At 70.7% G+C, this 24,956-nt stretch carries 29 protein-coding genes; 10 read left to right on the top strand and 19 right to left on the bottom strand.

What is annotated here, in order from left to right; genetic code table 11:
* Nucleotides 1-127 precede the first annotated feature (127 nt).
* Both npdG and DQ237_RS13320 read right to left on the bottom strand, forming a co-directional pair.
* A complete protein-coding gene (npdG, locus tag DQ237_RS13325) occupies nucleotides 128-823 on the bottom strand; it encodes an NADPH-dependent F420 reductase (protein WP_113800792.1) in 696 nt (231 codons plus the stop codon).
* Nucleotides 824-896: 73 nt separating this feature from the next.
* A complete protein-coding gene (locus DQ237_RS13320; RefSeq protein ID WP_113800628.1) occupies nucleotides 897-1,079 on the bottom strand; it encodes a hypothetical protein in 183 nt (60 codons plus the stop codon).
* 120 nt (nucleotides 1,080-1,199) lie between these two features.
* Between DQ237_RS13320 and DQ237_RS13315 the strand changes: the two genes are divergently transcribed.
* The 3 genes from DQ237_RS13315 to DQ237_RS20230 all read left to right on the top strand — a co-directional run bounded on the left by DQ237_RS13315 (nucleotide 1,200) and on the right by DQ237_RS20230 (nucleotide 3,680).
* Nucleotides 1,200-2,309: a diguanylate cyclase gene (locus DQ237_RS13315; protein ID WP_240619616.1), complete on the top strand. Its 1,110-nt coding sequence runs from the start codon at nucleotides 1,200-1,202 to the stop codon at nucleotides 2,307-2,309.
* Between the two features lie 76 nt (nucleotides 2,310-2,385).
* On the top strand, nucleotides 2,386-3,207 hold the full coding sequence (locus DQ237_RS20235; RefSeq protein ID WP_240619615.1) for a sugar transferase: 822 nt from the start codon (nucleotides 2,386-2,388) through the stop codon (nucleotides 3,205-3,207).
* Entirely contained in the window at nucleotides 3,111-3,680 is a 570-nt protein-coding gene (locus DQ237_RS20230) for a M24 family metallopeptidase (protein WP_240619614.1), read from the top strand. The genes DQ237_RS20235 and DQ237_RS20230 overlap by 97 nt, the downstream gene beginning before the upstream one ends.
* 25 nt (nucleotides 3,681-3,705) lie before the next feature.
* Here the strand turns inward: DQ237_RS20230 and DQ237_RS13305 are convergent, their stop codons facing one another.
* Nucleotides 3,706-4,134: a ChaB family protein gene (locus tag DQ237_RS13305; RefSeq protein WP_113800627.1), complete on the bottom strand. Its 429-nt coding sequence runs from the start codon at nucleotides 4,132-4,134 to the stop codon at nucleotides 3,706-3,708.
* A 117-nt stretch (nucleotides 4,135-4,251) separates the two neighbouring features.
* On the opposite strand from DQ237_RS13305, the gene DQ237_RS13300 reads away from it, so the two are divergent.
* Complete coding sequence (locus DQ237_RS13300) at nucleotides 4,252-4,800, top strand: DUF4240 domain-containing protein (protein ID WP_113800626.1); 549 nt, start codon at nucleotides 4,252-4,254, stop codon at nucleotides 4,798-4,800.
* A gap of 13 nt (nucleotides 4,801-4,813) precedes the next feature.
* Here the strand turns inward: DQ237_RS13300 and DQ237_RS13295 are convergent, their stop codons facing one another.
* The 4 genes from DQ237_RS13295 to DQ237_RS13280 are packed head-to-tail and all read right to left on the bottom strand — an operon-like array spanning nucleotide 4,814 to nucleotide 6,852.
* On the bottom strand, nucleotides 4,814-5,197 hold the full coding sequence (locus DQ237_RS13295; RefSeq protein ID WP_113800625.1) for a thioesterase family protein: 384 nt from the start codon (nucleotides 5,195-5,197) through the stop codon (nucleotides 4,814-4,816).
* Nucleotide 5,198: 1 nt separating this feature from the next.
* Complete coding sequence (locus DQ237_RS13290) at nucleotides 5,199-5,429, bottom strand: hypothetical protein (protein WP_113800624.1); 231 nt, start codon at nucleotides 5,427-5,429, stop codon at nucleotides 5,199-5,201.
* Between the two features lies 1 nt (nucleotide 5,430).
* Nucleotides 5,431-5,688, bottom strand: coding sequence for a DUF2795 domain-containing protein (locus DQ237_RS13285; RefSeq protein ID WP_113800623.1), 258 nt, complete (start codon nucleotides 5,686-5,688; stop codon nucleotides 5,431-5,433).
* A gap of 30 nt (nucleotides 5,689-5,718) precedes the next feature.
* A complete protein-coding gene (locus DQ237_RS13280) occupies nucleotides 5,719-6,852 on the bottom strand; it encodes a Vms1/Ankzf1 family peptidyl-tRNA hydrolase (protein WP_113800622.1) in 1,134 nt (377 codons plus the stop codon).
* Between the two features lie 151 nt (nucleotides 6,853-7,003).
* Between DQ237_RS13280 and DQ237_RS13275 the strand changes: the two genes are divergently transcribed.
* Nucleotides 7,004-7,339 carry a hypothetical protein gene (locus DQ237_RS13275; RefSeq protein WP_113800621.1) on the top strand — a complete coding sequence of 112 codons (336 nt, stop codon included), beginning with the start codon at nucleotides 7,004-7,006 and terminating at the stop codon, nucleotides 7,337-7,339.
* Between the two features lie 51 nt (nucleotides 7,340-7,390).
* Here DQ237_RS13275 and DQ237_RS13270 read toward each other — a convergent pair whose 3' ends face one another.
* From DQ237_RS13270 to DQ237_RS13225, 10 genes are all read right to left on the bottom strand, one after another.
* On the bottom strand, nucleotides 7,391-8,290 hold the full coding sequence (locus DQ237_RS13270) for a type II secretion system F family protein (protein ID WP_113800620.1): 900 nt from the start codon (nucleotides 8,288-8,290) through the stop codon (nucleotides 7,391-7,393).
* Nucleotides 8,290-9,231 carry a type II secretion system F family protein gene (locus DQ237_RS13265; RefSeq protein ID WP_113800619.1) on the bottom strand — a complete coding sequence of 314 codons (942 nt, stop codon included), beginning with the start codon at nucleotides 9,229-9,231 and terminating at the stop codon, nucleotides 8,290-8,292. The genes DQ237_RS13270 and DQ237_RS13265 overlap by 1 nt, the downstream gene beginning before the upstream one ends.
* Nucleotides 9,231-10,637 (bottom strand): CpaF family protein, encoded by a 1,407-nt coding sequence (locus DQ237_RS13260; RefSeq protein ID WP_113800618.1) that lies wholly within the window; start codon nucleotides 10,635-10,637, stop codon nucleotides 9,231-9,233. Before DQ237_RS13260 ends, DQ237_RS13265 begins: the two co-directional genes overlap by 1 nt.
* Nucleotides 10,634-11,830, bottom strand: coding sequence for an AAA family ATPase (locus DQ237_RS13255; protein WP_113800617.1), 1,197 nt, complete (start codon nucleotides 11,828-11,830; stop codon nucleotides 10,634-10,636). The genes DQ237_RS13260 and DQ237_RS13255 overlap by 4 nt, the downstream gene beginning before the upstream one ends.
* Nucleotides 11,827-12,570: a Flp pilus assembly protein CpaB gene (locus DQ237_RS13250; RefSeq protein ID WP_113800616.1), complete on the bottom strand. Its 744-nt coding sequence runs from the start codon at nucleotides 12,568-12,570 to the stop codon at nucleotides 11,827-11,829. The genes DQ237_RS13255 and DQ237_RS13250 overlap by 4 nt, the downstream gene beginning before the upstream one ends.
* 10 nt (nucleotides 12,571-12,580) lie before the next feature.
* Nucleotides 12,581-13,546, bottom strand: coding sequence for a pilus assembly protein TadG-related protein (locus tag DQ237_RS13245; RefSeq protein WP_166509610.1), 966 nt, complete (start codon nucleotides 13,544-13,546; stop codon nucleotides 12,581-12,583).
* Entirely contained in the window at nucleotides 13,543-13,944 is a 402-nt protein-coding gene (locus DQ237_RS13240; protein WP_240619613.1) for a TadE/TadG family type IV pilus assembly protein, read from the bottom strand. Before DQ237_RS13240 ends, DQ237_RS13245 begins: the two co-directional genes overlap by 4 nt.
* Nucleotides 13,945-14,024: 80 nt before the next feature.
* Nucleotides 14,025-14,240: a Flp family type IVb pilin gene (locus DQ237_RS13235; protein WP_113800614.1), complete on the bottom strand. Its 216-nt coding sequence runs from the start codon at nucleotides 14,238-14,240 to the stop codon at nucleotides 14,025-14,027.
* A 192-nt stretch (nucleotides 14,241-14,432) separates the two neighbouring features.
* Nucleotides 14,433-15,089, bottom strand: coding sequence for an A24 family peptidase (locus DQ237_RS13230; protein ID WP_240619612.1), 657 nt, complete (start codon nucleotides 15,087-15,089; stop codon nucleotides 14,433-14,435).
* 218 nt (nucleotides 15,090-15,307) lie between these two features.
* Nucleotides 15,308-15,694 (bottom strand): hypothetical protein, encoded by a 387-nt coding sequence (locus tag DQ237_RS13225; RefSeq protein ID WP_113800612.1) that lies wholly within the window; start codon nucleotides 15,692-15,694, stop codon nucleotides 15,308-15,310.
* A 754-nt stretch (nucleotides 15,695-16,448) separates the two neighbouring features.
* Between DQ237_RS13225 and DQ237_RS13220 the strand changes: the two genes are divergently transcribed.
* The 4 genes from DQ237_RS13220 to DQ237_RS13205 all read left to right on the top strand — a co-directional run bounded on the left by DQ237_RS13220 (nucleotide 16,449) and on the right by DQ237_RS13205 (nucleotide 21,088).
* Nucleotides 16,449-17,108 carry a hypothetical protein gene (locus DQ237_RS13220; RefSeq protein ID WP_147251812.1) on the top strand — a complete coding sequence of 220 codons (660 nt, stop codon included), beginning with the start codon at nucleotides 16,449-16,451 and terminating at the stop codon, nucleotides 17,106-17,108.
* Nucleotides 17,077-18,597 carry a hypothetical protein gene (locus tag DQ237_RS13215; protein WP_113800610.1) on the top strand — a complete coding sequence of 507 codons (1,521 nt, stop codon included), beginning with the start codon at nucleotides 17,077-17,079 and terminating at the stop codon, nucleotides 18,595-18,597. Before DQ237_RS13220 ends, DQ237_RS13215 begins: the two co-directional genes overlap by 32 nt.
* An 83-nt stretch (nucleotides 18,598-18,680) precedes the next feature.
* On the top strand, nucleotides 18,681-20,552 hold the full coding sequence (locus DQ237_RS13210; protein WP_113800609.1) for a DUF4209 domain-containing protein: 1,872 nt from the start codon (nucleotides 18,681-18,683) through the stop codon (nucleotides 20,550-20,552).
* A gap of 308 nt (nucleotides 20,553-20,860) precedes the next feature.
* Nucleotides 20,861-21,088 (top strand): hypothetical protein, encoded by a 228-nt coding sequence (locus tag DQ237_RS13205; RefSeq protein ID WP_113800608.1) that lies wholly within the window; start codon nucleotides 20,861-20,863, stop codon nucleotides 21,086-21,088.
* Between the two features lie 16 nt (nucleotides 21,089-21,104).
* On the opposite strand, the gene DQ237_RS13200 is transcribed toward DQ237_RS13205, so the two are convergent.
* A complete protein-coding gene (locus DQ237_RS13200; RefSeq protein WP_113800607.1) occupies nucleotides 21,105-22,943 on the bottom strand; it encodes a hypothetical protein in 1,839 nt (612 codons plus the stop codon).
* Nucleotides 22,944-23,029: 86 nt separating this feature from the next.
* Between DQ237_RS13200 and DQ237_RS13195 the strand changes: the two genes are divergently transcribed.
* The gene (locus DQ237_RS13195; protein ID WP_113800789.1) at nucleotides 23,030-23,734 is read left to right on the top strand and encodes a TIGR02391 family protein; all 705 of its coding nucleotides are present in this window, start codon (nucleotides 23,030-23,032) and stop codon (nucleotides 23,732-23,734) included.
* A 198-nt stretch (nucleotides 23,735-23,932) separates the two neighbouring features.
* Here the strand turns inward: DQ237_RS13195 and DQ237_RS13190 are convergent, their stop codons facing one another.
* Nucleotides 23,933-24,397 carry an NUDIX domain-containing protein gene (locus DQ237_RS13190; protein ID WP_113800606.1) on the bottom strand — a complete coding sequence of 155 codons (465 nt, stop codon included), beginning with the start codon at nucleotides 24,395-24,397 and terminating at the stop codon, nucleotides 23,933-23,935.
* Between the last annotated feature and the right edge of the window lie 559 nt (nucleotides 24,398-24,956).

Genomic DNA, 24,956 nt, shown 5'->3' with positions numbered 1-24,956 from the left:
CGGCTCGGGCGGTGGACGACGGGCCGGCCTGTGGACGACGTGACCCTGCGTGCGTTCTCCGGACGTCACCGGCGCGATCGCGCGGGCAATGTCGGGAGAAGGCCGGCGAGGTGGCGGTCGGGACGCCTCAGACGTCGGTGATGCGGACCCCGGCGTGCACCTTGTACCGCCGGTTCACCGACACGAGGTTGATCGTGAGCGCCTCGACCTGGCGGGCGTTGCGCAGCCGCCCGGCGTAGATCCCGCGCATGCCGGGCAGCCGGCCGGCCAGCGCCTGCACGGTGTCCATCGACGCGCGGTCGTCGCCGACCACCATCACGTCGCCCTCGAGCGTGGGCTTCGACAGGTCCTCGAGCAGCTTCGCCGACAAGTGGTGGAACGCACCGACCACGTGCGAGTCCGGCAGGAGCGCCGCCGCCTGCTGCGCGACACTCCCCTCCTCGACGTCGAGCACGTAGGCGCCGAGCTCGTCGAACCCCATCGGGACCACGCAGTCGACGACGACCTTCCCGGCCAGCGGGGTGACCAGCTCGCGCAGCGTGTCGGCGTGCCCGGCGAAGGGGACGGCGACGATGACCAGGTCCGCGGCACCGGCGACGTCCACGTTCGACCCGCCGGTCACCGACACCTCGACGTCGCCGGCGACCGTGGCGGCACGTTCGGCCACCTCGGCGGCGACCTCGGCGGCGCGGTCGGCATCGCGGGAGCCCAGCAGGATGCGCTGACCCTGCGCCGCCAGGCGGACGGCGAGCCCGCGCCCCTGCGGCCCGGTGCCGCCCAGCACCCCGACGACCAGTTCCTCGACCGCGCGACCGTCCGTCACGTCCACCCCTCCCGCGGCGCCGGGGAGTCCGGACGCTCGGCCCCGATCATGCCCCGCGCGGCCATGACGACGATCAGTCGCCCTTCCACTCGCGGTCCTCGGCGTCGATCTGCTCGTTGCGCTCGGCGAGGTGCTGCAGCGCGTGCTCGGCCTCCTCACGGGTGTCGTACGGGCCCAGGCGGTGCTTCTCGGCGCACCCCTCGCGCGGCTCCACCGTGTGGTGCTTGAGACAGAAGAACCAGGGTCCCTCGGGCATGCGCGCCTCCTTCGCTCGTCGTCCCGTCCAGCCTTCCATCCCCGTCCCCCGCCCGCGCCCGGTGGCCGCACCGCGCGGAAGTCGCTCCCGCGAACGGGTCCGGTACGGCATCCTGCCCTCGTGACCAGCCTGGATGCCCCGGCCCCGGTGCCCGGGGTCCACGTCGAGCCGCCCCGGCTCCCCGAGGGCCGGCTCGCCGCGCTGACCCTCGCCGCGCTGCTGGTCACCGGCGGCCTGATGGGCTCGATCAACCTGGTGGTGCAGGGAGTCCTGCGCGACGGCGCCGGTCGCTGGGTCTACGGAGCGACCATGCTCGGCCTCCTCGCGCTGGGGGCGACCATCGCCGTGCGCGGTCGCGTCGGTGCCCGGCACACCTTCTGGCTGGTGCTGCTGGGCGACCTGACCTACCTCGCCGTCGTCCTCTGCATCCACGACCCGCTGCGCTACGCCACACCCCTCATGCTGCTGTTCCCCTCGCTGGTGGCCGCGTGGTTCCTCGATCCACGGCAGCTGGGCGTGCACATGGTGGTCACCGCGGCCGTCTGCGTGGCGGCGCTGTGGCCCAGCTACGACAGCGCCGTCGGCCTCGGTGTGCAGGTCGGTGTCAGCGCCGGGACGCTGAACGCGGCGGCCCTCGGCGTCGCCGTCCTCCGGCGCCGGGTGCAGCGGCTGCTGGCGGCCACCGAGACCCTCACCCGGCTGGATCCGCTGACCGGTCTGCACAACCGCCGGTTCCTCGTGGAGCAGGCTCCCCGGCTGTGGCGGCAGGCCCGGCGCGAGGGCATCCAGGTGACCGCGATGGTGCTCGACCTCGACCACTTCAAGCGGCTCAACGACCAGTTCGGGCACGCCGTCGGCGACCAGGTGCTCGGCGCCGTCGCAGACGCCCTGCGGACCACCGTCCGGCCGGCCGACGTCCTGGCCCGCACCGGCGGGGAGGAGCTCGTCGTGCTCGGTCTGGTCGCGGACCCCGGCGAGGGCCACCAACTCGGCGAGCGCTTGCGGGCCGCCGTCTCGGCGGGCCGGACGGCCGACGGGTACGGGGTCACGGCGTCGGTGGGTCTCGCGGTCGCCCGCCCGCAGGACGGCGAGGACCCCATCGCGGCCCTGTGGCGGCTGGTCGACCGCGCCGATGCCGCGATGTACGACGCCAAGCGTCGCGGGCGGGACAGGGTCGCCGTCGCCGCACCGGCGACACGCGCGCCCCGACCGGAGCCGACGACGGCCTAGCACGGGCCACCCGCTCGGCGCACCGGGCCTCGGCTCTCGCCGGGTGGGTTCGGCGGTTCTCTGTTTTTCTAGAGCCATGTCGCTCGTCGGGCCGCCGCCGCTGCGGACGATGCCGCTCCCGCTCCGCGAGCAGGCCGACGTGCGCGACCGCTGGCTCACCCAGCGTCTGCTCGACGTCCTCCCCGGGCTGATGGACCGCACCGGCATCGACCTGTGGATCGTCGCCGGCCGCGAGTACAACGAGGACCCGGTGCTCTCCACCCTGCTGCCGGCGACCTGGCTCTCCGCCCGGCGGCGCACCATCCTCGTCCTGCACCGCAGTGACGACGGCGTGACGCCGGCGGCGGTGTCCCGCTATGCGGTGGGGCAGTTCCTCCCCGCCTGGACGCCGGGGGCATCCGCGGGAGCCGAGGCGCAGTGGGCCGAGGTCCGCCGCTTCGTCGAGCAGGCCGAGCCGCGGCGCATCGGCATCGACGTCTCCGAGCACTTCGCGCTGGCCGACGGCCTCTCGCACACCGAGCACCGGCAGCTGCTCGCGGCGCTCGGGCCCTGGGCCGACCGCGTGGTCCCGGCCGAGCCGCTGGCGGTCGGCTGGCTGGAGACGCGACTACCGGAGGAGGTCGCTGCGCTGCACCAGCTCAACCGGATGGCGCACGACGTCGTCGAGGAGGCCTTCTCCCCGGGCGTGGTCCGGGTCGGTGAGAGCACCGCGCTGGACATCGCCTGGTGGATCGGCAGCGGCTGCACGATCTCGGCGTCGACCCGTGGTTCCAGCCGTCGGTGCTGGTCCAGCGGGCCGGGGTGCCGCTGGCCCAGGAGCAGGGCGCGCTGCTGCCGGCCGTCCCGGTGCACGAGGTGGTCCGCCCCGGTGACCTCCTGCACTGCGACGTCGGGCTGAGCTCCCTGGGGCTGCGCACGGACAACCAGCGCAACGCCTACGTCCTGCACCCCGGCGAGACCGCGCCCCCGGAGGGGCTGCGCACCGCGCTGGCCGCCGCCAACCGCCTGCAGGAGCTCACCGTCGAGGCGTTCGTGCCCGGTCGGACCGGCAACGAGGTGCTCTTCGCCGCGCGGGCCGCCGCGGCCGCCGAGGGGATCGACGGCGACGTCTACTCGCACCCGGTCGGCTTCCACGGGCACGGCGCGGGACCGGCGATCGGCCAGTGGGACGAGCAGGGTGGGGTGCCGGGCGCCGGGGACTACCCGGTGCACCCCGACACCGTCTACGCCCTGGAGCTCGCGGTGCGCCGGCCGGTGCCCGAGTGGGGTGGGCAGTGCGTGCGGCTCGGGCTCGAGGAGGGCATCGCCCTCACCGGGGACGGCGTGGAGTTCCTCGGCGGCCGGCAGACGGAGTTCCTGCTGCTCGGCTGAGGCCGCCGCCCCCGGTTCGCCGGCGCTACTTCTTCCGTGCGGCGGCGGTCTTCCTGTCGTTCGCCTTCTGGATGGCCTCGACCAGTTCCTTCTTCTTCATGCTCGACCGGCCGGAGATGTCGAGCTTCTTGGCCAGCTCCAGCAGGTGGTCCTTCGTCGCGTTGGCGTCCACGCCGCCCGCGGTCGCCTTGCCGGTGCCCCGGCCACCCTTCGCCTGCTCGTCGGAGGGTCCCTTCCGGCCGCCCGCCTTCTTCTCCCAGTGGTCGCCCACCTTCTCGAAGGAGTGCTTCACCGCGGCCCACGCCGTCCGGTTGGCGCGCTCCTCGTCGTCGTACTCGTCGATGGCGGAGTCGTAGGCCTTGGTGAACGTGCGCTGGGCCTTCTTCTCCGACCGGCGCAGCGTGCTGGGCAGCTCGGACTGCTTCGCGTCGCCCTTCTTCGTGGTCTTCGGCATCGCCGTCTCCTCTCTGTCGGCACCGGGCCTACCCAGGACGACGAAGATGATCACATCGCCCGCGTCGGCCCACCGACGGCCGTCGACGCCCCGGCCCCGTGGGGCTAGGTTGCCGCCGTGGACAGCAACGGCTTCTGGGCACTCGTCGAGGACACCCGCGCGGAGGCCCAGGAGGCCTCCCCCGGATCGGTGGTGGAGCAGCACGTGGCGACCCTCACCGCCGCGCTGGAGGAGCTCCCCGACGAGGAGATCCGCGACTTCTACCGGGAACTGACGGTCGCGCGGGCCCGGGCCAACCACTGGGACCTCTGGGCGGCGGCGTACCTGGCCCTCGGCGGGGCCAGCGACGACAGCTTCCTGGACTTCCGCAACTGGCTCATCAGCCATGGCCGCGCCACCTACGAGCGGGTGCTGGCCGACCCCGACACCGTCGTCGACCTCGAGTGGGACGAGGACGAGGACGACTTCGGGTCGGCGGAGGAGTGGGCCTACGTCCCCCTGGAGGTGCTCGAGGAGCGCGGCGTCGACGAGGAGGAGCTCGACCCCGGTCCCGACGAGGTGGACGACCAGTTCGGCGACCCGGCGGGCGAGCCCTTCCCCGAGGACGACGACGAGTGGTTCGCCCGCCGGTTCCCTCGGCTGTGGGCCAGGTACGGCTCCGCCTAGCCCGAGCGGTGGCCTATGCCTCCAGGTACGAGGACCAGTGCGCGCGCTCCTCGTCGGTCATCGCCCGGCTGGTGTTCGCGTCGAAGTCGAAGATGACGAGCACGATGTCGGCGCGGATGGCGACCTCACCGTCCTGCGCGAGCTCCTGGCGGAGGGTGAAGGACTTCGTGCCGAGCCTGGTCACCCAGCTGCTCACGGTGAGCGGTTCGTTCACCCGGTAGTAGAGCTGGCGCAGGTAGTCGGCCTCCAGCCGGGCGAGGATCAGCGCCCCGCCCGGCCGGCCGTCCCCCATGGCCAGCCGGGCGTCCTCGAGCAGGGCCAGTGCTCGCGCATGGTTGACGTGCCCGAGCATGTCGGGGTCGGACCAGCGGAGCTGGACCCGGTGCTCGTGCCGCACCTCAGGGCAGGTCGGCGGTCTCGGCGGACTGCCGGTGCGCCCCCTGGGCGTCGTCGGGGTCGGCGTGCACGGTCCGCTCCTCGGACTCGGCCAGGATCACCTCGGCGGCGACCTCCTCCATGCCGCTGCCCCGCATGCCCTCCTCCTCCGGCAGGAGCTGCGACCGCGTCTCGATGTTGCCCTCGGTGACGTTGTCCAGCGCCTCCGGGCTCGGCTTCTTCTGCGTGGTCACCTCAGAACCGCTGCTGCTCGGTGCCGAGCCCGAGGGCCTGCGCGACCTCCTGGACGTTCTCGAACGTCCGGCCGGCGGGCAGGCGCTGCAGGTCGGAGAGCACCCGGTCCGCGGGCGTGCCCTCCTGGGCCTTCGCGATCAGCTGGTCGCGGTCGGCCGGCCACACCTCCTTGCCCAGGGCCTCGGCGAGCGCCGCGCGGCGCTCGATGTCGCCCTGGTCGGTGCCGGGGCTGGTGGCGGGCTGGTGCGGGTCGGTCACTGGAACTCCTTCTCTCGTGTGCGGTGCAGGTCAGTTACCGGCGTCGGTGGACGCGTCGGTGTAGCGCAGGACGGCGGCCACGGGGATGTCGCCCGGCATGGCGGGGCGGGGCACCACGACGAGGGCCGCGCTGCTGGCCGCGGCGGCGGCGATGAGCGCACGGTCGGCGGGAACGGCCTCGCCGTGCACGCCCAGCGCGTCCATGTCCTGCTGGTCCAGGCCGAGCTCGAGCGGGCCGTCGCCGACCAGCAGGGTGGCGCCCTCGTCCTGCTCGTCGGTGAGCACCAGCGTCTCCACCTGCCCCTTGCGCAGCGCCTCCACGACCCGGTCGACGCCGGTGACGGCCAGACCGTGGACGGCGGCGCCCTCGACCTTCTCCACGGTGTCGGTGACCTCGCGGGCCTCGTGCTCGGCGACGAGCTCGGCCTCGCGGGCGTCGACCGGCTCGCGATCGGCGCCGGCGGCGCGGCCCCCCTCGTCCATCGACACGATCAGGTCCGCCCAGAGGTCGCTGGCGCGGTCGGTGAGGATCTGCCGTGCGCGGACGTCGCCGGCCACCAGGACGAACCGCGGCGAGTGCCGGCGCACCGTCGAGGAGATCGTCGCGGCGACGTCCTCGGCATTGTGGATCCACTTGTTCTCGGCGTTGTGCTGGTAGCGGTGGTGCGCCCAGCCGCCGCCCTGGAACTTCCGGATCTGGAAGCTGTCCCCCTCGACCTGCTTCTCCTCGTCGGCCTGTTCGGGCAGGTTCACGAAGGTGATGTCGGCGCCGACCCGGTCGATGAGGACCACGATCCGCGGGACCCGGCCGGGCAGCTGCCGCAGCACCGGGAGGAGGTCGGGCTTCGCACCCCACTCGGCGACCTCCCGCAGCGGGGCGTCCAGCAGCGGCTGGTCCAGCACGACCGACCCGTCGGCGGCGACGACCAGCGCCCGGCCGCGGAGCGTGCCGGCGGTCCCGCCGTCGTTGCCCTCGAGCAGCCGGCCGCGGACCGCCTCGAGGACCGCGTCGGGAACCCCCTGGTCGGTCAGCCGCTGCACGATGCCGCGGACACGCAGCTCCAGCTCGGTGTCGGCGTTCTCGGTCGTGTGCGTCACGTCGGCCAGCACCGTGGCGTAGGGCCCGGCGGCGGCGAAGACCGGCTCCAGGAACGAGAGGTTCATGACCGCCGCCTACCCGGCGACCCCGTCCTCACACCTCGCCGGAGCCGTCGCGCTCGACTTCTGACGGGCCGTGTCGGATGCGATGGGCAGGGGTAGGCCGGTGCCGGACAGGCGGCCGCGCGCCGCTCGCACGAGCAGAGAGGGACGACGGATGGCCGAGCACGACACCCTTCCGCTGCCGGACTACGACCACCTCAGCGTGGACGGGCTCACCTCGCGCATCCGGACGCTGGACGTCCAGGGTCTCGAGACGGTGCTGGAGTACGAGAAGGCCCACGCCAACCGCCTGCAGGTGGTCATGGTGATGGAGAACCGGCTGCGGTCGCTGCGCCAGGGCGCCCAGCCCTCCGGCGGCGACCCGGCCGCCGCGGCGGCCGACGACCCGGCGCACGCCAGCACCGGTTCCAAGGTCAGCGAGGCGACGAGCGGGCCACCGGTCAACCCGCCGTCGCAGGGCGACCCGACCAACCCCGCGCAGCCGCGCTGAGCTCTCGCACGACGAGGGGCCGTCGTCCACCGGACGGCGGCCCCTCGCGCGTCACCGGCCGCTGAAGGCGTCGATGATGTCCAGCACCGCCGGCCCGAGCAGCACGATGAACAGCGTCGGCAGGATGCAGAGGATCAGGGGGAAGATCACCTTCACCGGGATCTGCATGGCCTTCTCCTCGGCGCGCTGCCGCCGCTTGAGGCGCATCACCTGCGCCTGGGTGCGCAGCACGTCGGCGATGGAGACGCCGTAGGCGTCGGCCTGCACGATCGCGGCGATGAAGCGCCGCAGGTCGGGCACGCCGGTGCGCTCGGCCAGCGCGAGGTACGCGTCGCGCCGGGGCTGGCCGACCGCGATGTCCTGCAGGGTCCGGACCAGCTCCTCGGCCAGCGGGCCGGTGCCGTTCTTCCCGGCCCGTGCCATCGCCGACTCGAAGCCGAGCCCGGCCTCCACCGCGATGGTCATCTGGTCGAGGGTGTCGGCCAGCTCCAGGCCGATGGCCTCCTGGCGCTCCTGCCCGCGCGAGTAGAGCAGCAGCTCGGGCACGAAGTACGCGACGACGGTCGCCAGCACCGCGACCACGATGGTGAGACCACCGGGGTTCGCGCTCACGACCAGCGCGGACAGGCCGCCGGCGATGAGGGCGAGCACCAGCTTCGCCGCGACCAGCCGGGGCACCGGCCAGGCGGCGGGCCGGCCGGCGGTGGCGGCGAGCCGGTCGAGGCGGTCGACGGTCCCGCCCGGCGTCAGCCCGTCGGTGAGCCGGCGCAGCAGCCCGGGGCCGGCCGGACGGGCCGGGCTCCCGGAGACGGTCAGGTCGATGCCGCGCAGCAGGTTGTCCCGGGCGCGGCTCGCCGACGCCGGGCGGGCCAGCAGCGCCCACCCGAGGAGGGGGACGGCAGCGGCGACGCCGAGGACGGCGGCGAGGACGGGGATCGGCAGCGTGGTCATCAGAACCTGATCGCCACGGTCTTCTTGAGCCAGAACCCGCCGAGGGCCAGCATCACGGCCGCGACCGCCAGCATCGCGTAGCCGACGAGGCTCTCGGTGAAGCCCGCCAGGTAGCCCGGGTTGGTCAGCGAGATGAAGCCGAACACGCAGAACGGCAGACCCATGAGGACGACCGCCGAGAGCTTGCCCTCGGCCGCCAGCGCCTTGACCTGCCGGCGGATGGCACTCCGCTCACGGATGGTGTGCCCGACGGCGTCGAGCACCTCGGCCAGGTTGCCGCCGACCTCCCGGTGGATGCTGATCGCCTGGGCGACCCACACGAAGTCGTCGCTGCGCATCCGCTGGGCGACCTCGTCGAGGGCCTCCCCCAGGTCCCGCCCGACCCGGGTCTCGTTCACGATCCGGGCGAACTCCTCGGCCGTCGGCGAGGCGGCGTCGGAGGAGACGGCGTCGACCGCGCGCAGCAGGCTGTGCCCGGCGCGCAGGCTGCTGGCCATGAGCTGCAGCGAGTCGTCGAGCTGGTCGGCGAAGGCCGCGCGACGGCGTCCGGTGCGGAACCCGACGAGCATCCGCGCAGCGAGGGGAACCAGCGCACAGCCCAGGAGCCCCGGCACCACGCCGCCGACGAGGAAGCCGACGGCTCCCGCGCCCAGCGCGAACAGGCCGGTGGCGAGCACGAAGTCCGGCAGCGTCGTCCGCATCCCGGCGTTCTCCAGCGCCGCGGCACCGGCGGCCAGCCGCCCCCGCTTGACGAGGACCTTCTCCACCGCGGCACCCGCGGCCGCCCCTGCGCCGGCGAGGGTCGAGGCGGGCGGTGCGACCGTCGGGTCCAGCCGGCTGAGCGGGACCCGGCCCGGGCCGCCCGGCAGGACGACGAGGGTGAGCAGCAGCAGCGCCGCGCCCACGGCGGCGACGCCGACGACCAGCAGCGCCGGGGACATCAGTTCCACCCCCGGGCGGCAGCAGGCTCGGCGGCGCCGAAGACCCGCGGCGAGAGCGTGATGCCGAGCTCCTCGAACCGCTCGGTGAAGCGGGGACGCACCCCCGTCGGCACCGGCTTGCCGAGGAACCGGCCGGAGTGGTCGACGCCGGCGGAGTAGTCGAAGAGGAACGCGTCCTGCAGCGTGACGGTCTCCCCCTCCATGCCCTGGACCTCGGTCACGTGGGTGACCCGGCGGGTGCCGTCGCGGAGCCGGGTCAGCTGCACGACGACGTCGACGGCGGAGGCGATCTGCTCGCGGATGGCCCGCAGCGGCAGGTCCATGCCGGCCATCAGCACCAGGGTCTCCAGGCGGGCGATCGCGTCCCGCGGGGAGTTCGCGTGCACGGTGGACAGCGACCCGTCGTGGCCGGTGTTCATCGCCTGCAGCATGTCGAGCGACTCGCCGCCGCGGCACTCCCCGACCACGATCCGGTCGGGGCGCATGCGCAGCGAGTTCCGCACCAGGTCGCGGATGGTGATCGCACCCTTGCCCTCGATGTTGGGCGGCCGCGACTCCAGGCGGACCACGTGGTCCTGCTGCAGCTGCAGCTCCACGGCGTCCTCGATGGTCACGATCCGCTCGCCGTCGGGGATGAACGAGGAGAGCACGTTGAGCAGCGTCGTCTTCCCGGTGCCGGTACCGCCGGAGACGATGATGTTCAGCCGCGCGTCCACGCAGGCGTGCAGCAGCTCGGCCATCTCCGGCGACAGCGTGCCGAAGCCGATGAGGTCGGTGACGGTGAACGGGTCCTTGGAGAACTTGCGGATGGTCAGCGTCGAGCCGCTGAACGCCAGCGGCGGGATGATCGCGTTGACGCGGGACCCGTCGGCGAGGCGGGCGTCGACCAGCGGCGAGGACTCGTCGATCCGGCGTCCCACGCGGGAGACGATCCGGTCGATGACCCGGCGCAGGTGCTCCTCGGAGGTGAAGGTCGTGCCGGTGCGCACGAGCTTGCCGCTCTGCTCGACGTAGATGTTCTCCGGGCCGTTGACCATGATCTCGCTGACCGAGTCGTCGTCCAGCAGCCGCTGCAGCGGGCCGAAGCCGAGCACGTCGTCGGCCAGGTCGGCGGTCAGCCGCTGCCGCTCCTCGGTGCTGAGGGGGACGTTCTCCTCCTCCACCACCGCGTCGAGCTCGCCGAGCACGATGGCGCGCAGCGCCTCCTCGCCCAGCGACGGGTCGTTCATCCGGTTGCCCATGCGCTCGAACAGCGCCTTGCCGACGCGGTCCTTGAGCTTGGCCAGGGCATCGGTCGGCGGCGCCGGCGTCGGCACCGCCGGACGTGCGGCGCGGGCCGTGGGCAGCGCCGGGTCGTCGACGCCCTGGCGTCCGCGGGCGGCCTCGAGACGGTCGGCGAGGTTCATCCTGCCGCCGCCCGGTGCTTGGCGCGGTACCGGCCCGGGGCCTTGAGCGGGGTCGCCTGGAAGCGGGTGACCAGCCGGGTCAGCTCCTTGACCATCGGGTCGCGGCGGCTGCCGGTTGCGATGATCGGGACGCCCTGGTTGGTCGACGCCGGCACCTTCTCCGACCGCGGCAAGACGACGTCGACGCCGGTGCCGATCGTCGTCTCGACGTCGCGCACCGACAGCCCGCCCTTGGGGTCGGCGAAGTTCATGACCACATGCCGGCCGGCCGGGATCATGCACAGCTCCCGCAGGACGTCGAGCTCCTTGCGCAGGCCGCGGACGCCAGGGACGTCCATGCTGGTGAGCATCACGACGTCGGTGGCGCGGTCCAGGGCGGCCAGGGTCTGCTCGGACAGCCCCGGCGCGGTGTCGACGACGACGTAGCGGAACTCCCGGGCGAGCGCGGCCAGCAGCCGGGTGACGTCCTCGCCGCGCACCGTGTCGCCGGCCGCGGGCGACTCGGCGCCGCACACCGTGAACAGGCCGCTCGGGTGCTGGGTGAGGAAGGTCTTGAGCACCATCGTGTCCTCGACCGCGGGGCCGCTGACGACGTCGGGCAGCGTGTACTCGGGGGTGAGCCCGAGCGCGGAGGCGACGTCGCCGAACTGGACGTCGAGGTCGACGAGCACGGTCGACTGCGGGGCCGCCGCGGTGAGCCCGAGGGCCAGGTTGGTCGACACGGTGGTCTTGCCGACCCCGCCCTTGGGCGAGGCGATGGTGATGACGCGGCCGGTGTAGCGCGCGGTCTCCTCCACCGGGCGCAGCACCCGGCGCCGCCCGCTGGCAGTGGAGCCGGCCCGGTCGACCGCCGTGCGGAGGTCGGCGACCTCGGCGTCCGGCGACACCAGGTCGCGGATGCCGGCGCGCATGGCGGCCTGCCACAGCTCCGGGGCCGCGTGGGCCACGAGGACGACGCTGATGCCGGGGCTCTGCACGTCCAGTCGCGCGGCCAGGCCGAGCGCCTCCTCGGCGGTGGCGCCGGGACCGATCACCAGCACCTCGGGCAGCTCGCCGTCGAGGAGCTGCTCGAACAGGCGGGAGGGCTCGCTGGGCAGGCGGCCGGGCGGCAGGACCGACAGGTCGCCGTCGGTGGCCTCCTTGAGCCGCAGGACGAGCTCCTCGTCGGCGGCGGCCAGCACGACGCGGCTCATGAGGTGGCCTTCCCGTAGATGTTCTGCGCGGTGACGACGTCGGTGCCGGAGGTGTCGGCGTCCTCGTTCTCGAGGGTGAGCCAGACGCTGCCGTGCTCCATGCCGAAGACGATGGACTCGCCCTGGGGGGCCCGGACCGCGAGCGTGATGAGCAGGCTCCCGGTCGGTGCGGGCGTGCTCACCGAGGACGCGGTCTCGGTGCCCTCGGCGTCCGGCGCGGCCACGGGCGCGCCCTGGACCTGGGTGACCAGCACCTTGTGCAGCACCATGTGCGTCGACGCGGGGTCGCCGAGGGACACGAGGACGCCGACGGTGTCCCCGGCCGACAGCCGACCGCCGACCGCGCGCTGCGGCTCCAGGAGGATCGAGACCTCCTGCAGGCCGGCGGGAACCTCGGCGACGCCCGGGCCGCGGGCGTCCTCGGGGTCGGAGAAGCGGCTGGCCAGCAGCTGCTCCCCCGGCTGCAGGGCGACGGTGCTGACCTTGCCGCGCAGCTCGCGCAGGTCGGTGACCCCGCCGGGCACCGCCGCCCGGGCCGGCACCGGCTCCCTCGTCAGGTAGTCGGCCAGCTCCTCCCCCGGGGTCCCGACGGGAACAGGCTCGGCGACCACGAGGACGTCGACGGTGCGCGCGCCCGCGAGTGCCCGGGCGTCCGCCCCTCGCACGTAGGCCAGGAGCACGCCGGCTCCGACGAGGAGCAGGACGAGTGCCGCGACGGCGGCGAGGATGCGACGTCTCACTGTCGGCCCCCTATCGGATGAGTCGAAGGATCGAGGCGCCGAGCTGCGGGGCGTCCGGGCTGTAGTCCCAGGCGTCGGAGAGCTCGACGAAGCGGGTGAAGTAGCCGGTGATGCACCGGTCGCTGGGGGTCGTGCCCTTGCCGCAGACCTTCTGGCCGCTGGTCGTGGAGCCGTTGAAGGCGTAGCCCTTGAGCACGAAGGCGGCGTAGCCGTAGACGTGGTACCAGCCGTTCGCGCCGCCCGAGCCGAACTCGTCGAAGACGGGCAGCAGGACGGTGGTGCCGATGAGCTTGTCGAACTGCGCCTGGGTGCACCCCTGCGGGATCGACGCGCCGGTGTCGGACCACAGCTTCTGGCCGATCACGTGGGTGGCGGTGCAGCCGCCCGGGTCGGGGACCACCCACGCGAACCCACCGGGAACGGTGTTGCCACCCGCCGGGCGGGGGCACTGGCCGGCCTTGTCCGACTTGCTGAAGAAGATCGTCTGCAGGTCCTGGGTGGAGGGCAGACCGCCCTTGGTCTGGGCCTGGAAGGAGCACCAGGAGAAGGCCAGCGGGACCACGGACGTGCCGCCGCTGGGGCCGCCCCAGCCGACGGTCGCGGTGGCCGACACGGCGGTGGCCTCGTGCCCGATGACGCCGGCGAACCAGTGCTCCTTGGGGGTGCTGCCGGTGACGGTCACGCTCAGCGGCTTGTTGCTGAGCACCGGCTGCCCGGCCCGGCCCTCGGGGTCGTTGGCCAGCAGCATGCGGCTGGCGGTGGCCAGCATGTCGCCGCAGTTGCCGCGCGAGCAGTCCTGCGCGACGGCGATGGCCGCGGCGTCGGCGGCCACCTGCAGGCGGGCCCGCTCCGCGTAGAGCGCACCGATGTCGACGGCGATCGCGGCGAACCCGAGCAGGGGCACGAGCAGGACGGCGACCAGCGCCGCCGACGCGCCGTCCTCGCGGCCCAGTCGCCGGCGCAGCCGGGAGGTCATCCGTTGCACCGCATGACCCCCCTTCCGGTCAGCGTGAGCCCTGTCCCGAACAGATCGGTCAGGAAGGGCATGGGATAGGTGATGGTCAGCTGCACGGTGCTGCCGACCGGACGCCCTGCGCAGACCGCCGGGATGGCGATCTGGGCGTCGGTGATGGCCGGGTCGAGCGAACCGGCGGCCTGGCGGACGGCCGCGCGGGCGGCCGTCCGGTCGTCCTGGAGCGCCATCGTCCGCACGCCCTCGCGGGCGGCGGCCGAGAGCGTCGCCTGGACCTGGAAGGCGCGGCCGAACTCGGCGATGCCGAGCAGGAGGAGGAGCAGCAGCGGGACGATGAAGGCGAACTCCACCGCACTCGCGCCGCGCTCGTCGCGCAGCCGGGACCTCACGTCCGTGCCCACCTCCCTCCTCGTGCAGCGACGCAGCGGCCCCCGTGCGGGGGCCGCTGCGCCGTCACAGCCGCGACCGGTTCAGGTGTGGGTCAGCCGGCCGCCGGGGCCGCGTCGCCCAGCTCCTCACCCACGCCGGAGAACAGCTCGGACAGCTGGCCACCGAGGGCGGAGACGACGCCGATGATGACCACGGCGATGAGGGCGACCATCAGGCCGTACTCGACGGCGGTCGCGCCCTTCTCCTCACGACGCAGGCGGTCGGAGGCGAAGGAGACGAGGGTGGTCAGAGCGAAGAACGGGTTCATCTCGGTGTACTCCCTGAGGTGTCGGCCGTCCGGATCGGGTCGGGTGACCCGGCCTCGCGGCTGCTGCGGGGAGTTGTCGATCGCAACGATGGCCGGCTTGAGCGTTCTTCACCCGATCCACGGACACCGGCCCGTCCGCCGGGTTACCCGATGCAGCGGAAAATCACGCTGAGTAACCGATTGGGGTGCCGGTCAACCGGGGAAGGCAGAGCTCCAGCCGATCACGATCCCGGCGCCGACCAGCATCGCCGGCCCGAGGGGCAGCTGGGTCCTGCGTCCGACCCGCCGGGTGGCCAGCAGTGCCAGGGCGACGACCGCCTGCACCACGAACCCGGCATAGGCGCCCAGCAGCACCGCCCCCCAGCCGATCCAGCCCAGCACGAGCCCCAGCAGGGCCACCAGCTTCACGTCACCCATGCCCAGTGACCGGGGCGAGACCAGCGCCATCACCAGGTAGACGAGGAAGAGCGCGCCGGCGGCGAGGACCGCCCGCAGCAGCCGGTCCCACTGCCCGCCCAACGCCGCGGCCAGGAGCAGCAACGCCGCGGTGGCCCCGATCGCCGGGACGACGACGCGGTTGGGCAGCAGCTTGTGCCGCAGGTCGATCACGGCGAGGAGCACGCCCGCCCCGGCCACGAGGAGGAAGGCGGGCAGCTCTGCCGCCGCCCCGAAGCGCAGCGCGGTGAGGCCGAAGAGGACGGCCGTCGCGAGCTCCAGGACCGGCGGCCGCACGGCCCTGCCCGAGCGCCCACCGGCGCCGTCCCACGGGAACGCCCCGGCCGCCCGGTTCGCGGCGGCGCCCACGCCCACGCCCAGGACGGCGGACAGGGCGACGACCAGCGCCGTCACGACGGCTGGTGCGGGGCGACGGACACGCGGCCACCCTCGCACAGCCCGGCAGGCGTCCCCGGCAGGCTGGTCGAGGTGGCTGGCGTGCGCATGTGGGGCCCCGTCGGTCCGCTCCCGCCCGATGCGGAAGGTGGGCCGACCGTACGAGTCGGTTGTGCACAACACAATCGTCGGGGCCGGCATCCCGCTCGTGCGGGTGAGACGACCGTGCGGCGCGGTCAGCGGTAGTCGCGCAGCCACCGTCCGGCGGTCGTCCGGACCGACCGGGCGACCGCACGCACCCGCGGGCCGGCCTCGCGTCGCGGGGGCACGGTGAGCCGGGACTCCAGCCCCGCCAACCGCTCCTCCAGGTGGCGCAGGCGCTCCTCACCGGACGTCGCCGGGGTAGGTTCGGCGGCGATCACCGCCAGCCCGTCGGAGAGCCCGGCGACGAGGGCCGCGGCGTCGGCCGGAAGCAGCCGTGCAGAGCCGACGCAGGTGTCGTCGCGCCAGAGACTGAGGTTGACCAGCCCGCGGTCGACGTGCGCGGTCACGCGGACGCTGCGCCCCTCGCCGCGCAGGTCGCCGACCCAGTGCCCGTGCCGAGGAAGCGGGATCACCGTCATGTCCCGAGGTTGGGCACCTCGGAGGCCGGTGTCAAGACGACGCCGTACCGCATCGCCGGGCGGCGGAAGGACGACGGACGAGTCGGCCTGTACGCCGGGCACAGTTGGCCGGTGTTGGATTGATCATGGGACTCGTCGAATATGGCGGTTGACCTGCACGTTCTCCGTTGGAGGCTATTTGCAGGTAACGGCCGTATTCGGCTGAGTTGCGGACTATCTGCGGACTGGGTGCGGACTCCGGGCGCACGATCGGTGGCCCACCCGGACCGCGTCGCCACGACGGCGCCGCTCCCCAGCCGGTTCAGGATGCCGGCTGCGACGGGCCGCCCGAAGGGCGCTCCGCGTCCCTGCGGGATGGGCCTCCGGCCCACCCTTCCCCCGACCCGTCGCAGCCGGATGAGAGCCGGTTGTGGGGAACGGCCAGGAGACTGTGGACTGTGATGACCTGACCGGTTACTCCGGGTCACTCAAAGCTCCGGAGTCACCAGTCAGGTCACCACCGCAAGGGGATCGCCGCGCGGGACGCGTACAAGGGATCCCCAACTGACAATGGCGGAACCCGGCCGCAAGCTGGTCAGCCAGAGCCAGCAGTCACCGATGGCCGTTCGCCTGGCGGACGGCGGTTCAAGTCGCCAACCGCGTCGAATCGTCCACCAAAGACGCAGCGGCTGATCTCGCGATCGTTGCCGGCGGGGCAACTCTGCACAATCCGCTTTCCCGGAGACTGTCGGAGGCCTGCGACAAGATGGATGACATGGACAGCGAGGACGCTCCGGAGGTCGCGGACCCCGTGGAGGCCCTGAATGCCTCGGTCGACCGGCCCGAGGGGCCGTGGGTCATGCCACGCGAGTACGACATCGGCGGGGTGCGCTGGTTCAGCGACGCCTCGCGGGAACTGGCCCGCGCTCTCCACCCGCTGCTGGCGCAGGTGACCCGCGAGGAATTGGCTGAGGGGCCACCGCCGCAGACCGCGGGCGCTCCGCTCCCGGAAGAGGCGTCGTCGCTCTACCGCCCGATGGCCATCCGGCACGAGTGGACGGTGTCGATCGAGGACGTGGCGGCGTTCAACCGGGACCAGTTTCTGGCAGACCTGTACGCGCTTGCCGACTCGATGGGCGGGCAGATGGTCCGCGGCATGCTGGAGCACATCTCCGCCGTGACCGAGGAGCACGGCAACACCATCGACGCCGGGGGCCGTGACTTCTTCGACGTGGTCGCCGAGACCCTGGAGACGATTGAAATGACCTTCGACGACGAGGGTCACCCCAACCTCACGATCGTCATGCACCCGGATCAGGCCGAGAAGTTGCGCGACAAGCAACCCACGCCCGAGCAGGAAGCGCGCCTCGACGCGATCCTGGAACGACGAAAGGAGGAGTGGCTTGTTTCGCGACGTCGTCGGGACCTTCCTTGACACCCTCACCGAGCGCGAGTTCGACGGCCCTCTGCTGGCACTCCTCCACGCTCGCGGCTTCACCGACATCCACTTCATCCACGGTGCCTTCGAGTTCGGGAAGGACGTCCTGGCCAAGAAGACCGACCCGGAAACGGGCGAGACACGGCAGTACGTCATCCAGTCCAAGGCCGGGGACATCGGCCAGCCGGAGTGGCGCGCGGTCCGCCCGCAGTTGGAGGAGTGCGAGTACAACACCATCGGGCACCCGTCCTTCGACCCTGACCTCCCGCGCGTCGCGGTGCTGGTCACGACTGGCCGCTTGAAGGGCGCAGCCCCAACCGACGTCACCGAGTACCGCAAGTCGGTGGAGGCCAGGGGCCTCGCAGACCTGGAGATCTGGGAGAAGCCCGACCTCGTTGAGTGCCTGTGCGACGACCCGATCGTTGGCGTGGCCGGAGACGAGGTACAGGCCGACCTCATGGGGATGCTGACGTCCGTGCGGGACGGCGGAGTCACCGACCGGCGCATCGAGATGTACACGCGGCGCTGGCTCCCGCCGACGGGCGCCGCCCCGCGCGCGTCGGTTGAGGCCGCGATCCTCGTCAATGCGCTGCTGCGGACCAAGCGGCTCGACCTTGCGATGAGCGTCAGCCTCCAGCTCGTCCGCGCGACCGAGCACGATCCTGCTGCTTCCGGCGACGCGAAGTCGGCGGCGAAGCGGTTGGTTCTCGGACTAGCCTTGCAGATCTGCGACCAGACCGAGCCCTTGCTGAAGGACCCGCTCGACTTCGTTCGTACAACGGTGAGCCAGTTGGCCATGTTGACGTACCCGGTGATCTGCTGCCGGGTGGCGGAAGCCCTCGCCCTCGGGCTGGCGCTGGCTCGAGAGGACGGGGACGGCGACGCGGCTACCCGGTTCGAGGAGGCGCTGCGCGGCTTGGCCGAGCAGCCCGGCGCGGCCCGGCCGGTCGGTGACCTCTTCGCGCCCTCGGTCGTCGCCGTCACCGTGATGCTCGCAACCTTCGACCCCATGGCGGCCAAGGCGTACCTCGGTCGGGTGGCGCGCTGGTTGCTCGATCGATACGACGAGGATCTGGCTGGCCTCGGGTTGGCGTCTCTGGCTGAGGATGAGGAAAAGACCGCGGAGCGCCTGCTTGCGGGCTCGCTCGCAAGCACGACGATGGAGCGCCGGACGTCGAGTTACCTCGCCACCGTCGTCCTGGACCTCGCTCGCCACCTTGGAGACAGAGACTTGTACGAGGCTGTGCGCGACAACATCAATGCCCTTCGCGTCGTCCCGCAGGCGACGAGCGCCGACGAGGGCAAGGCCCGGTGGACACGAGGTGGCACAGACGTGTGGCCGCTGCCACGGGTCGAGTTCGAGCCGTGGGGTGTGCAGAGCGCGAGGTCACTCTTGAGCCCGCCAGTAGAGCCGGTGTTGTCCCTGATATTGGCATCAGCCTGTCGCTCGCGGCACTACCCCGGTGGCTGGAGTGGCTTGACGTGATTGCTGCCGCGGGTTGGCAACAAGGATGTGCCCCCGGTCATCTCACACCTACGTTTGCGCTCAATCTCGCGGAGGGGTCTTCTATGAGTTCGGAGGAGTCCGACATCGATCCGTCATGGTGGGCGGAAGCGTTTGCCAACTCGGACGATGACGGTCCCCGTCGCGTCGTTGAGCTTGCGAGCATGCGAATCGCAGACCTGGCGAAGGCCGCGCCTGCCGACAGCCTCCAGCGTGCCGTCCTAATCGCCTTGCACTTGGCGACCTCATCGATGCTCCGCCCCGAAGACTGGGATGAGCCGTTCAAGCCGATGATGGTGTGGGATGGCAAGCGCTCAGCGCTGCCAGACGATCTAGACGAGGCGCAACTGGACTTGCTGCGCCGTACCCTCCCGCTAGTCGAACAGCGGCCCATGCGAGCAAGGCTCGCCGATGTCCTTTGGATGGCCAATCGCGCGGATCACGCCATGCTCGGACTGGCGATTGACACGTACCGAGCCGCTTCCCTTGATCCGGACGAGTGGCACCGAAACGGACACGCCGAATGGCAACGGGCAATTGAGCTCGCACGCCGCCGCGGTCGAGCAGAATTGGCGAGACTCCAGGAAATAAGCGAAGCCCTACACGCCCGCATCCTGAGCGGCGACCGCAGCGACGGGTTCGTGCTGTGCGACATGTCCGACATGCTGAAGCGATGTGCCAGCATGGATCCGCCTGAACGCACCGCCCTGGCCGCAAAGTTCGTGGAACTTGCCGCAGCCGCCGCCGACGACGACAAGGCTCGTCTGGCACGACACCTGGAGCGTGCAGCCCAGCAGTGGCTCGCGTCCGTGGATGACCAACAGGGAGTGCACGCTTCATTGGAGCGCGTCGCCGATCTCTACGTCGCGGAGGCCGACGAACGACTGGCATCCGACAGTGGGGCAGCGATCGCCGCCGATCATTTCCTAGAGAAGGCGATCGCGACACTACGAACACTTCCCCGCAGCTACCGGATTGAGCATGGACACGACCATCGGCTCAGGGAACTCCGACAGCGCTTAGAGGACAGCCGCGAACTGGCACTCGAGTCCATGATGCGAATATCGACCGGCCCCATCGATCTCACCGAAGCGGTCACCGAGACCCGGCGCCGCGTATCGGGTCTCGCAAAGCTCGAGGCGTTGGTCGCGATGGCAACGATTTACCCGCTCACGGACGTCGCACGAGCCCGCGCGCACGCCGAAGAACTTGCCGAAGGCTCGCTCCGACACCTCCTCGGCAACGTCACCTACAGCTCCGACGGTCGCAAGGTCGCCTCCTCCGACGGCGCCGTCGACCATGCGGAGGCTGCCATTCAGTCTGACATGAGTCGGAACCTCCAGATATCTACCGGAATCGCGGTCACCGGCTTCATCATCCCTGCACACGAGGTTGTGACTTTCGAGCAGCGGTACAACCTCGGTTTCCTGCAACGAGTCTGCGCCGAGTCCCCCCTCGTACCGTCGGGACACGAGGATCTCTGGGCCCGAGGCCTCCGCCACGGCCTGAACGGCGACTTCGCCTCCGCCGCGGTCGTCCTGGTCCCTCAGATCGAACAACTGATCCGGGGCGTCCTCAAGCGCCGAGGGGTGCACACGCTGTTCGTTGACGCATACGGCGTTGAGTCGGAGAAGAGCCTGCCCTCGCTGCTTTCCATGCCGGAGACAGCGCAGATCCTCGGTGAGTCGCTTCAGTTCGAACTCCAAGCGATGCTGGTTGAACAGAACGGCCCCAATTTGCGGCACAACGCCGCGCATGGACTGTTGAACGACGCCCAAGCGTGGAGCGCATCTTCGGTTTACGTTTGGTGGCTATGTCTGAAATTGGTTGTCGTGCCCCTCTGGAACATGACGCAGCCAGCCGAGGACGAGGCGTCTGACGTGGCGGACTCCCCAGCTACGTCGGGCAGTGGCTCCGACACTCCGCCTGGGTCGTAGCGTCCCAGATTCGTTGCGACCCCGCGGTCTCTACAACCGCGACAGCGCACCAAGTCCTGTGGCTCAGTCACGCCTCACGATTCCCGACACCCGATGCGCCGGAGCGTCGATGCGATCAGTGGTACCAGCGTCGCAAGCACGTTGCCGTTCGAATCCCCGAGGGGCTAGGTCGGGTAGTCCCTCTCACTCGTTACCAACCGACCCGGACGGGCGGGAACAAGGACCGGTGGAAATCTCTCGGCTACTGCCTCGGATTGCGCCTAGCGTGGTGGCTCATTCCGCCGCCAAGGACGCACACCTTGCTCCGCGTGACGATGGCCGCGCGGGACGCGCACAAGGGGACCCTCGATTGGGACAGCTCCAGTGGCTCGGCGCACGCCCATGTCCGAAAGTCGGACATGAGCAAGCGCTTATCCCATTTCGATTCCAGTTCACGCCTTAAGCCGCGCCAGGTGCGCATCTCGGTTCAGTGGTTGATCCCGATGATCACGGCTGGTCCGACCGCCGACGCCAGCCACGGTGCCGCGTCCCGCTGATGACGAAACCGGTTGCTCACCCTTCGTCTGTCGCGCCATCGTCTCCGGATAGAGATTCGTCTGTCTGCTCATTCACGGAGGGCTCCTTGCCGGCCTCGCCCTTTCGCTCGCCGAAGAGGAACGTGTGAACATCGAAGTCGGGATCGTGATTGTCTGCGATGAGCCTGGCTTCCCACGTGAGAAGAGCTTCGTTACCGGGCATTTCGGCTACAGCATTCGCGGCGAAGGCGAGAGCCTCGTCGTGTCTGCCAGCGGCCTCGAGCTCGTCGGCGGCCCAGAGTTGAATCAGTGCGTCGATGGCGGCGGGAAGCGGCGCATGGTTCTTGGAGTACCTGGCGTCGTTTCGTGCCTGAGCCACGGCGGTCCAGTCGTCCGCACTCCATGTCGGCATCTGATGGTTGGACAGCAGCGAAACGGTGAACGCACTAGGTGACGCTGTGTCCAGCGCCGATTTGTACTGGTCAATGAAGGCCGTGGCCGCGGGGCGGTGAGCGGCAGGGTCAACCCACGCATGCCACAGGACGTGTATGGCGATCAAGGCCGTCCTGGCCTCACCGTCGGCCAGTTTGGGTACCAGATTTTCGATTTCTTGACACACGGGGTCGAGTGGAAATCCGTCGGTGTGGTGCCCGCCGAGCCATCCGATGAGTGCCTCGGCGAAACCATCGAGCCGGCGGGTTGCCGTCTCCGCCGTGAGTCCGCCTGTTTGCCAGATCCAGTACTGCGGCGCAAGTTGCACCTCAACAATGCCGGGCAGGGCCTCGCGGTAGTCCCAGGGGGCGGGCGAGACCTTCTCAGCATCGGTGACGTAGCGGCGGACGACATGTCGGGTGAGGCGCCATAGACCGGCCAGGGTAAGCACGCGCTCGAAGCTGGGCTCGTAAGCGGTTTCAGCGCCGTCGGTGAAGAGCCACACGCCTTCGCCAAGATCCTCCAGTACGTGGCTTCGCCGCGACCGGATGTCGTAGGCAATGCCGAGCATCCGCTCGATGTCGGGCGCCCGGGCCGGCCGGACCGTCCCCACTGCGTTGTCGCGGTAGTAGTCCGACGACACTCGGGCCAGGGTGGATGAGATGAAGCGCCGTTTCAGGCCCGCCCGATCAGCTTCTAGAACAGCAGTACGTATCTTGTCGGCCACTTCCTGATCCAGGTCTACCAAGGCCGCGTCGATGATCCTGCGCTTAGAACCGTCGTAGCGGTCCCAAGTCACCGGCGTGGACAGCTCGTTCTCCGAAATTGATTCGAGCGCTGCGACCAAATCCGTGTAGGCCCCCGTGGGGTCGTCGAGGGCTCGTCGTGTCGCATCGACCGCGTTACGGATAGCCCGCATGACGCGCGCGAAGTCGTCTCGGCTCAGGCTAAGGATGTCGTTCATGAACTGTCGGAGGTCGTCCCATTGGTCGGGCTGCACCGTTTGCCTCGGCTCAAACAGGCCCGGGAAGAGGTCGTTGGCCGAGCGACCGCGCGGCGTGCCGGCGCCGGTGACCAGGCGCCGGGTCTCGTCGTGGTCCCGGCTGACGGTGCGGTTCAACACAAACGTCATCAGGTAAGCAAGGTCGTCGACGAGGTCGGTTCCACCAGTGGCAATCATGAAGTCGTCGGTGCCGTCTGGACGTTGTTGTTCGAGACGATCGACGACTGCGATCATCGCCGACGAGGTGAGCCCCAACTCGGTCGAAGCGATCACTTGCCCTACCGGTAACGCGATCGGCGGATCACCAACGAACCAGGCGTTGCTGTAGACGGTGTAGCGGTGCTCGGTCTCGTTGAGCGGGACGTCGGGACGGAAGAACCGTCCTGCGGCGATCTGGAGCATCAACTGCCCACGCAACTGCCGCACGATCTTCTTAGCCACCGGTCTACTGTCGCTTGCCGATCCCGTACTGGTCACGCTCCCCGTGACGTTCGACCAGTGGTAGCGGTGGACCTAGCGTGGGCGTCATGGTTCTCGCGTACGACGACGTTCGGAAGCTGCCGTTGCCCGACCTCAGCCTGCGGCTGCTCCAGTCGCTCGGTGCCGAGCCGAACTTCAACAACATCGTTCAAGGGTTCAGACAAAGCGAGGGATACGGAACCCCCCAACCGCCTGACATGAACGTCATGCTGGCCCGTCTCTCCGACGCTTGGGCATGGTTGGAGTCCCACGCCCTCGTCGGTCCGTCGGCGCAGAATCCGCCGGGTGGTTGGCATCGTGTCACCACTGCCGGCGCCGAGGTCGCCAACGATCCCAATGCCGTCGCGAAGGTGTGGGCAGCTGACCGACTCGCCGGTGATCTGCAGCCGGCGTTGTCCTCGGCTCGATCCAACTTCGCGCTCGGGGACTACGAGACGGCGTCGTTCGCGGCCATGAAGGCCGTTGAGGTCGAGGTACGGCGGGTCGCCGGCCTGCCGAACGAGTTGTTGGGGGTCAACCTGATGCGGAAGGCCTTCAGTCCCAGAGATGGTGCACTCCGCGACCCAGAGGCAGAAGGCGGCGAGCAGCAGGCAACCGCTGATCTTTTCGCCGGCGCCATCGGCGCCTACAAGAACCCTGCCAGCCACAGAGCCGTTCAGTTCGATGACCCAGTGGAAGCTGTGGAAGTGATCCAGTTGGCCGATCTGCTGCTGCGCATCGTCCAAAGGGCCGAGGCCCGCCTTCAGTCGTAGGGCCCGGACCTATCCGCGAGTGGTCGTTTTCGTTCTGCTTGTTGACTGTAGGCAGATCCTCCTAGTCGAGTCGGTGCCTGCAGGTGAGATGGCTGCCGGGTCCCCGTTCCGAAGGGAGAACCTGCTACGGCGACGGCGAGGCGGCCTCCCTCCGGTGTCTCACAGGGGGATCCTCGCGCGGCGTCGTTGCCCGGACGATCAGAACCCGAAAGTGACGATGGCGGGTAGGCCGTCGTCCAACCGTTCCAGCACGAAGCGCTCGTGGGGCACGACCAAGGCCGGCAATTCACCAAGCCCGAACCACTGCAGGTCGACCGCCTTGCCGGCTTCGAGCAGTCGAGGCTCGCCACCCCACCGCCAGCACTCGAAAAAGAAATCGACGCGCTCATCGATCGGCCGAGAGTTCCGCCCAGTGCGGTGCATCCCGCATAGCGGGCGGAGGTCCGTGTCCTCGACCGTGACCCCAAGCTCCTCAAGGACTTCCCGGCACGCCGCCTGAAGCACGGACTCGTCGGCTTCGACATGCCCGGCGGCAGCGGTTGCCCAGTAGCCGTCCATGTACCCGGTGCCCTGTCGCAGCTGCAGCAGCACCTGCGCACCACGGTCCCCGTGGCGGCGAAACACGACATACGCAGCGGGTACTACGCGGAAGCGATCCGTCACGCGCGGACTCTAACCCTGGAGCGATGCCGACACCGCGAGAAGGAACAAGGAGCGAATCCCGCGCGAGCGGGCGTACTGCAGCACAAACCGACTGGCGCACTTGAGGCGGTCGGCCGACGATCTGGCCGCCGTCCCGCCTGGTATCCGGCTGCGGTACGGCCGCGGCTTCGGTCGGGCGGGCTCCAGGCCCGGATCTGAGAGGTGGGCGGCTGGCCGGCGCCTTGACTGCCGCGCTGCGGCAGCGCCTCCGTCTAGGGTGCCGGGATGGGAACGCCGATGGAGAGCCTTGGCCCCCGCGTTCCCCGGACGCCGCCGATGTCCCAAGACGATCCGGTCGTGCGGTGGCTGTTGCAGGGCGATCCGGCAATCCGCTGGCAGGTGCTCCGGGACATCGTCGACGCCTCGCAAGACGAGGTGGCCGCCGAGCGAGCGCGGGTGGAGCACGAGGGGTGGGGTGCTCGGCTGCTGTCGCTGCGGGCCCCTGACGGACAGTGGGCCGACGGGGCCTGCTCCCGGGGACCGCGGCGTTCGCCGCGGCCACCGCGAAGGCCCTTGCTGC

Origin of the sequence: Blastococcus sp. TF02-8, from assembly GCF_003319175.1 — a bacterium.
Lineage (GTDB): Bacteria > Actinomycetota > Actinomycetes > Mycobacteriales > Geodermatophilaceae > Blastococcus.
Note: the sequence above shows the minus strand (reverse complement) of the source record. Positions and strands in the feature narration are given on the sequence as shown.

Coding starts and splice junctions, on each gene's coding strand:
- DQ237_RS13320 (WP_113800628.1), bottom strand. CDS start 1,079: ATGCCCGAGGGACCCTGGTTCTTCTGTCTCAAGCACCACACGGTGGAG.
- DQ237_RS20235 (WP_240619615.1), top strand. CDS start 2,386: ATGTCGCTCGTCGGGCCGCCGCCGCTGCGGACGATGCCGCTCCCGCTC.
- DQ237_RS13305 (WP_113800627.1), bottom strand. CDS start 4,134: ATGCCGAAGACCACGAAGAAGGGCGACGCGAAGCAGTCCGAGCTGCCC.
- DQ237_RS13280 (WP_113800622.1), bottom strand. CDS start 6,852: ATGAACCTCTCGTTCCTGGAGCCGGTCTTCGCCGCCGCCGGGCCCTAC.
- DQ237_RS13275 (WP_113800621.1), top strand. CDS start 7,004: ATGGCCGAGCACGACACCCTTCCGCTGCCGGACTACGACCACCTCAGC.
- DQ237_RS13270 (WP_113800620.1), bottom strand. CDS start 8,290: ATGACCACGCTGCCGATCCCCGTCCTCGCCGCCGTCCTCGGCGTCGCC.
- DQ237_RS13265 (WP_113800619.1), bottom strand. CDS start 9,231: ATGTCCCCGGCGCTGCTGGTCGTCGGCGTCGCCGCCGTGGGCGCGGCG.
- DQ237_RS13260 (WP_113800618.1), bottom strand. CDS start 10,637: ATGAACCTCGCCGACCGTCTCGAGGCCGCCCGCGGACGCCAGGGCGTC.
- DQ237_RS13255 (WP_113800617.1), bottom strand. CDS start 11,830: ATGAGCCGCGTCGTGCTGGCCGCCGCCGACGAGGAGCTCGTCCTGCGG.
- DQ237_RS13245 (WP_166509610.1), bottom strand. CDS start 13,546: ATGACCTCCCGGCTGCGCCGGCGACTGGGCCGCGAGGACGGCGCGTCG.
- DQ237_RS13235 (WP_113800614.1), bottom strand. CDS start 14,240: ATGAACCCGTTCTTCGCTCTGACCACCCTCGTCTCCTTCGCCTCCGAC.
- DQ237_RS13225 (WP_113800612.1), bottom strand. CDS start 15,694: ATGACGGTGATCCCGCTTCCTCGGCACGGGCACTGGGTCGGCGACCTG.
- DQ237_RS13220 (WP_147251812.1), top strand. CDS start 16,449: ATGGACAGCGAGGACGCTCCGGAGGTCGCGGACCCCGTGGAGGCCCTG.
- DQ237_RS13210 (WP_113800609.1), top strand. CDS start 18,681: ATGAGTTCGGAGGAGTCCGACATCGATCCGTCATGGTGGGCGGAAGCG.
- DQ237_RS13195 (WP_113800789.1), top strand. CDS start 23,030: ATGGTTCTCGCGTACGACGACGTTCGGAAGCTGCCGTTGCCCGACCTC.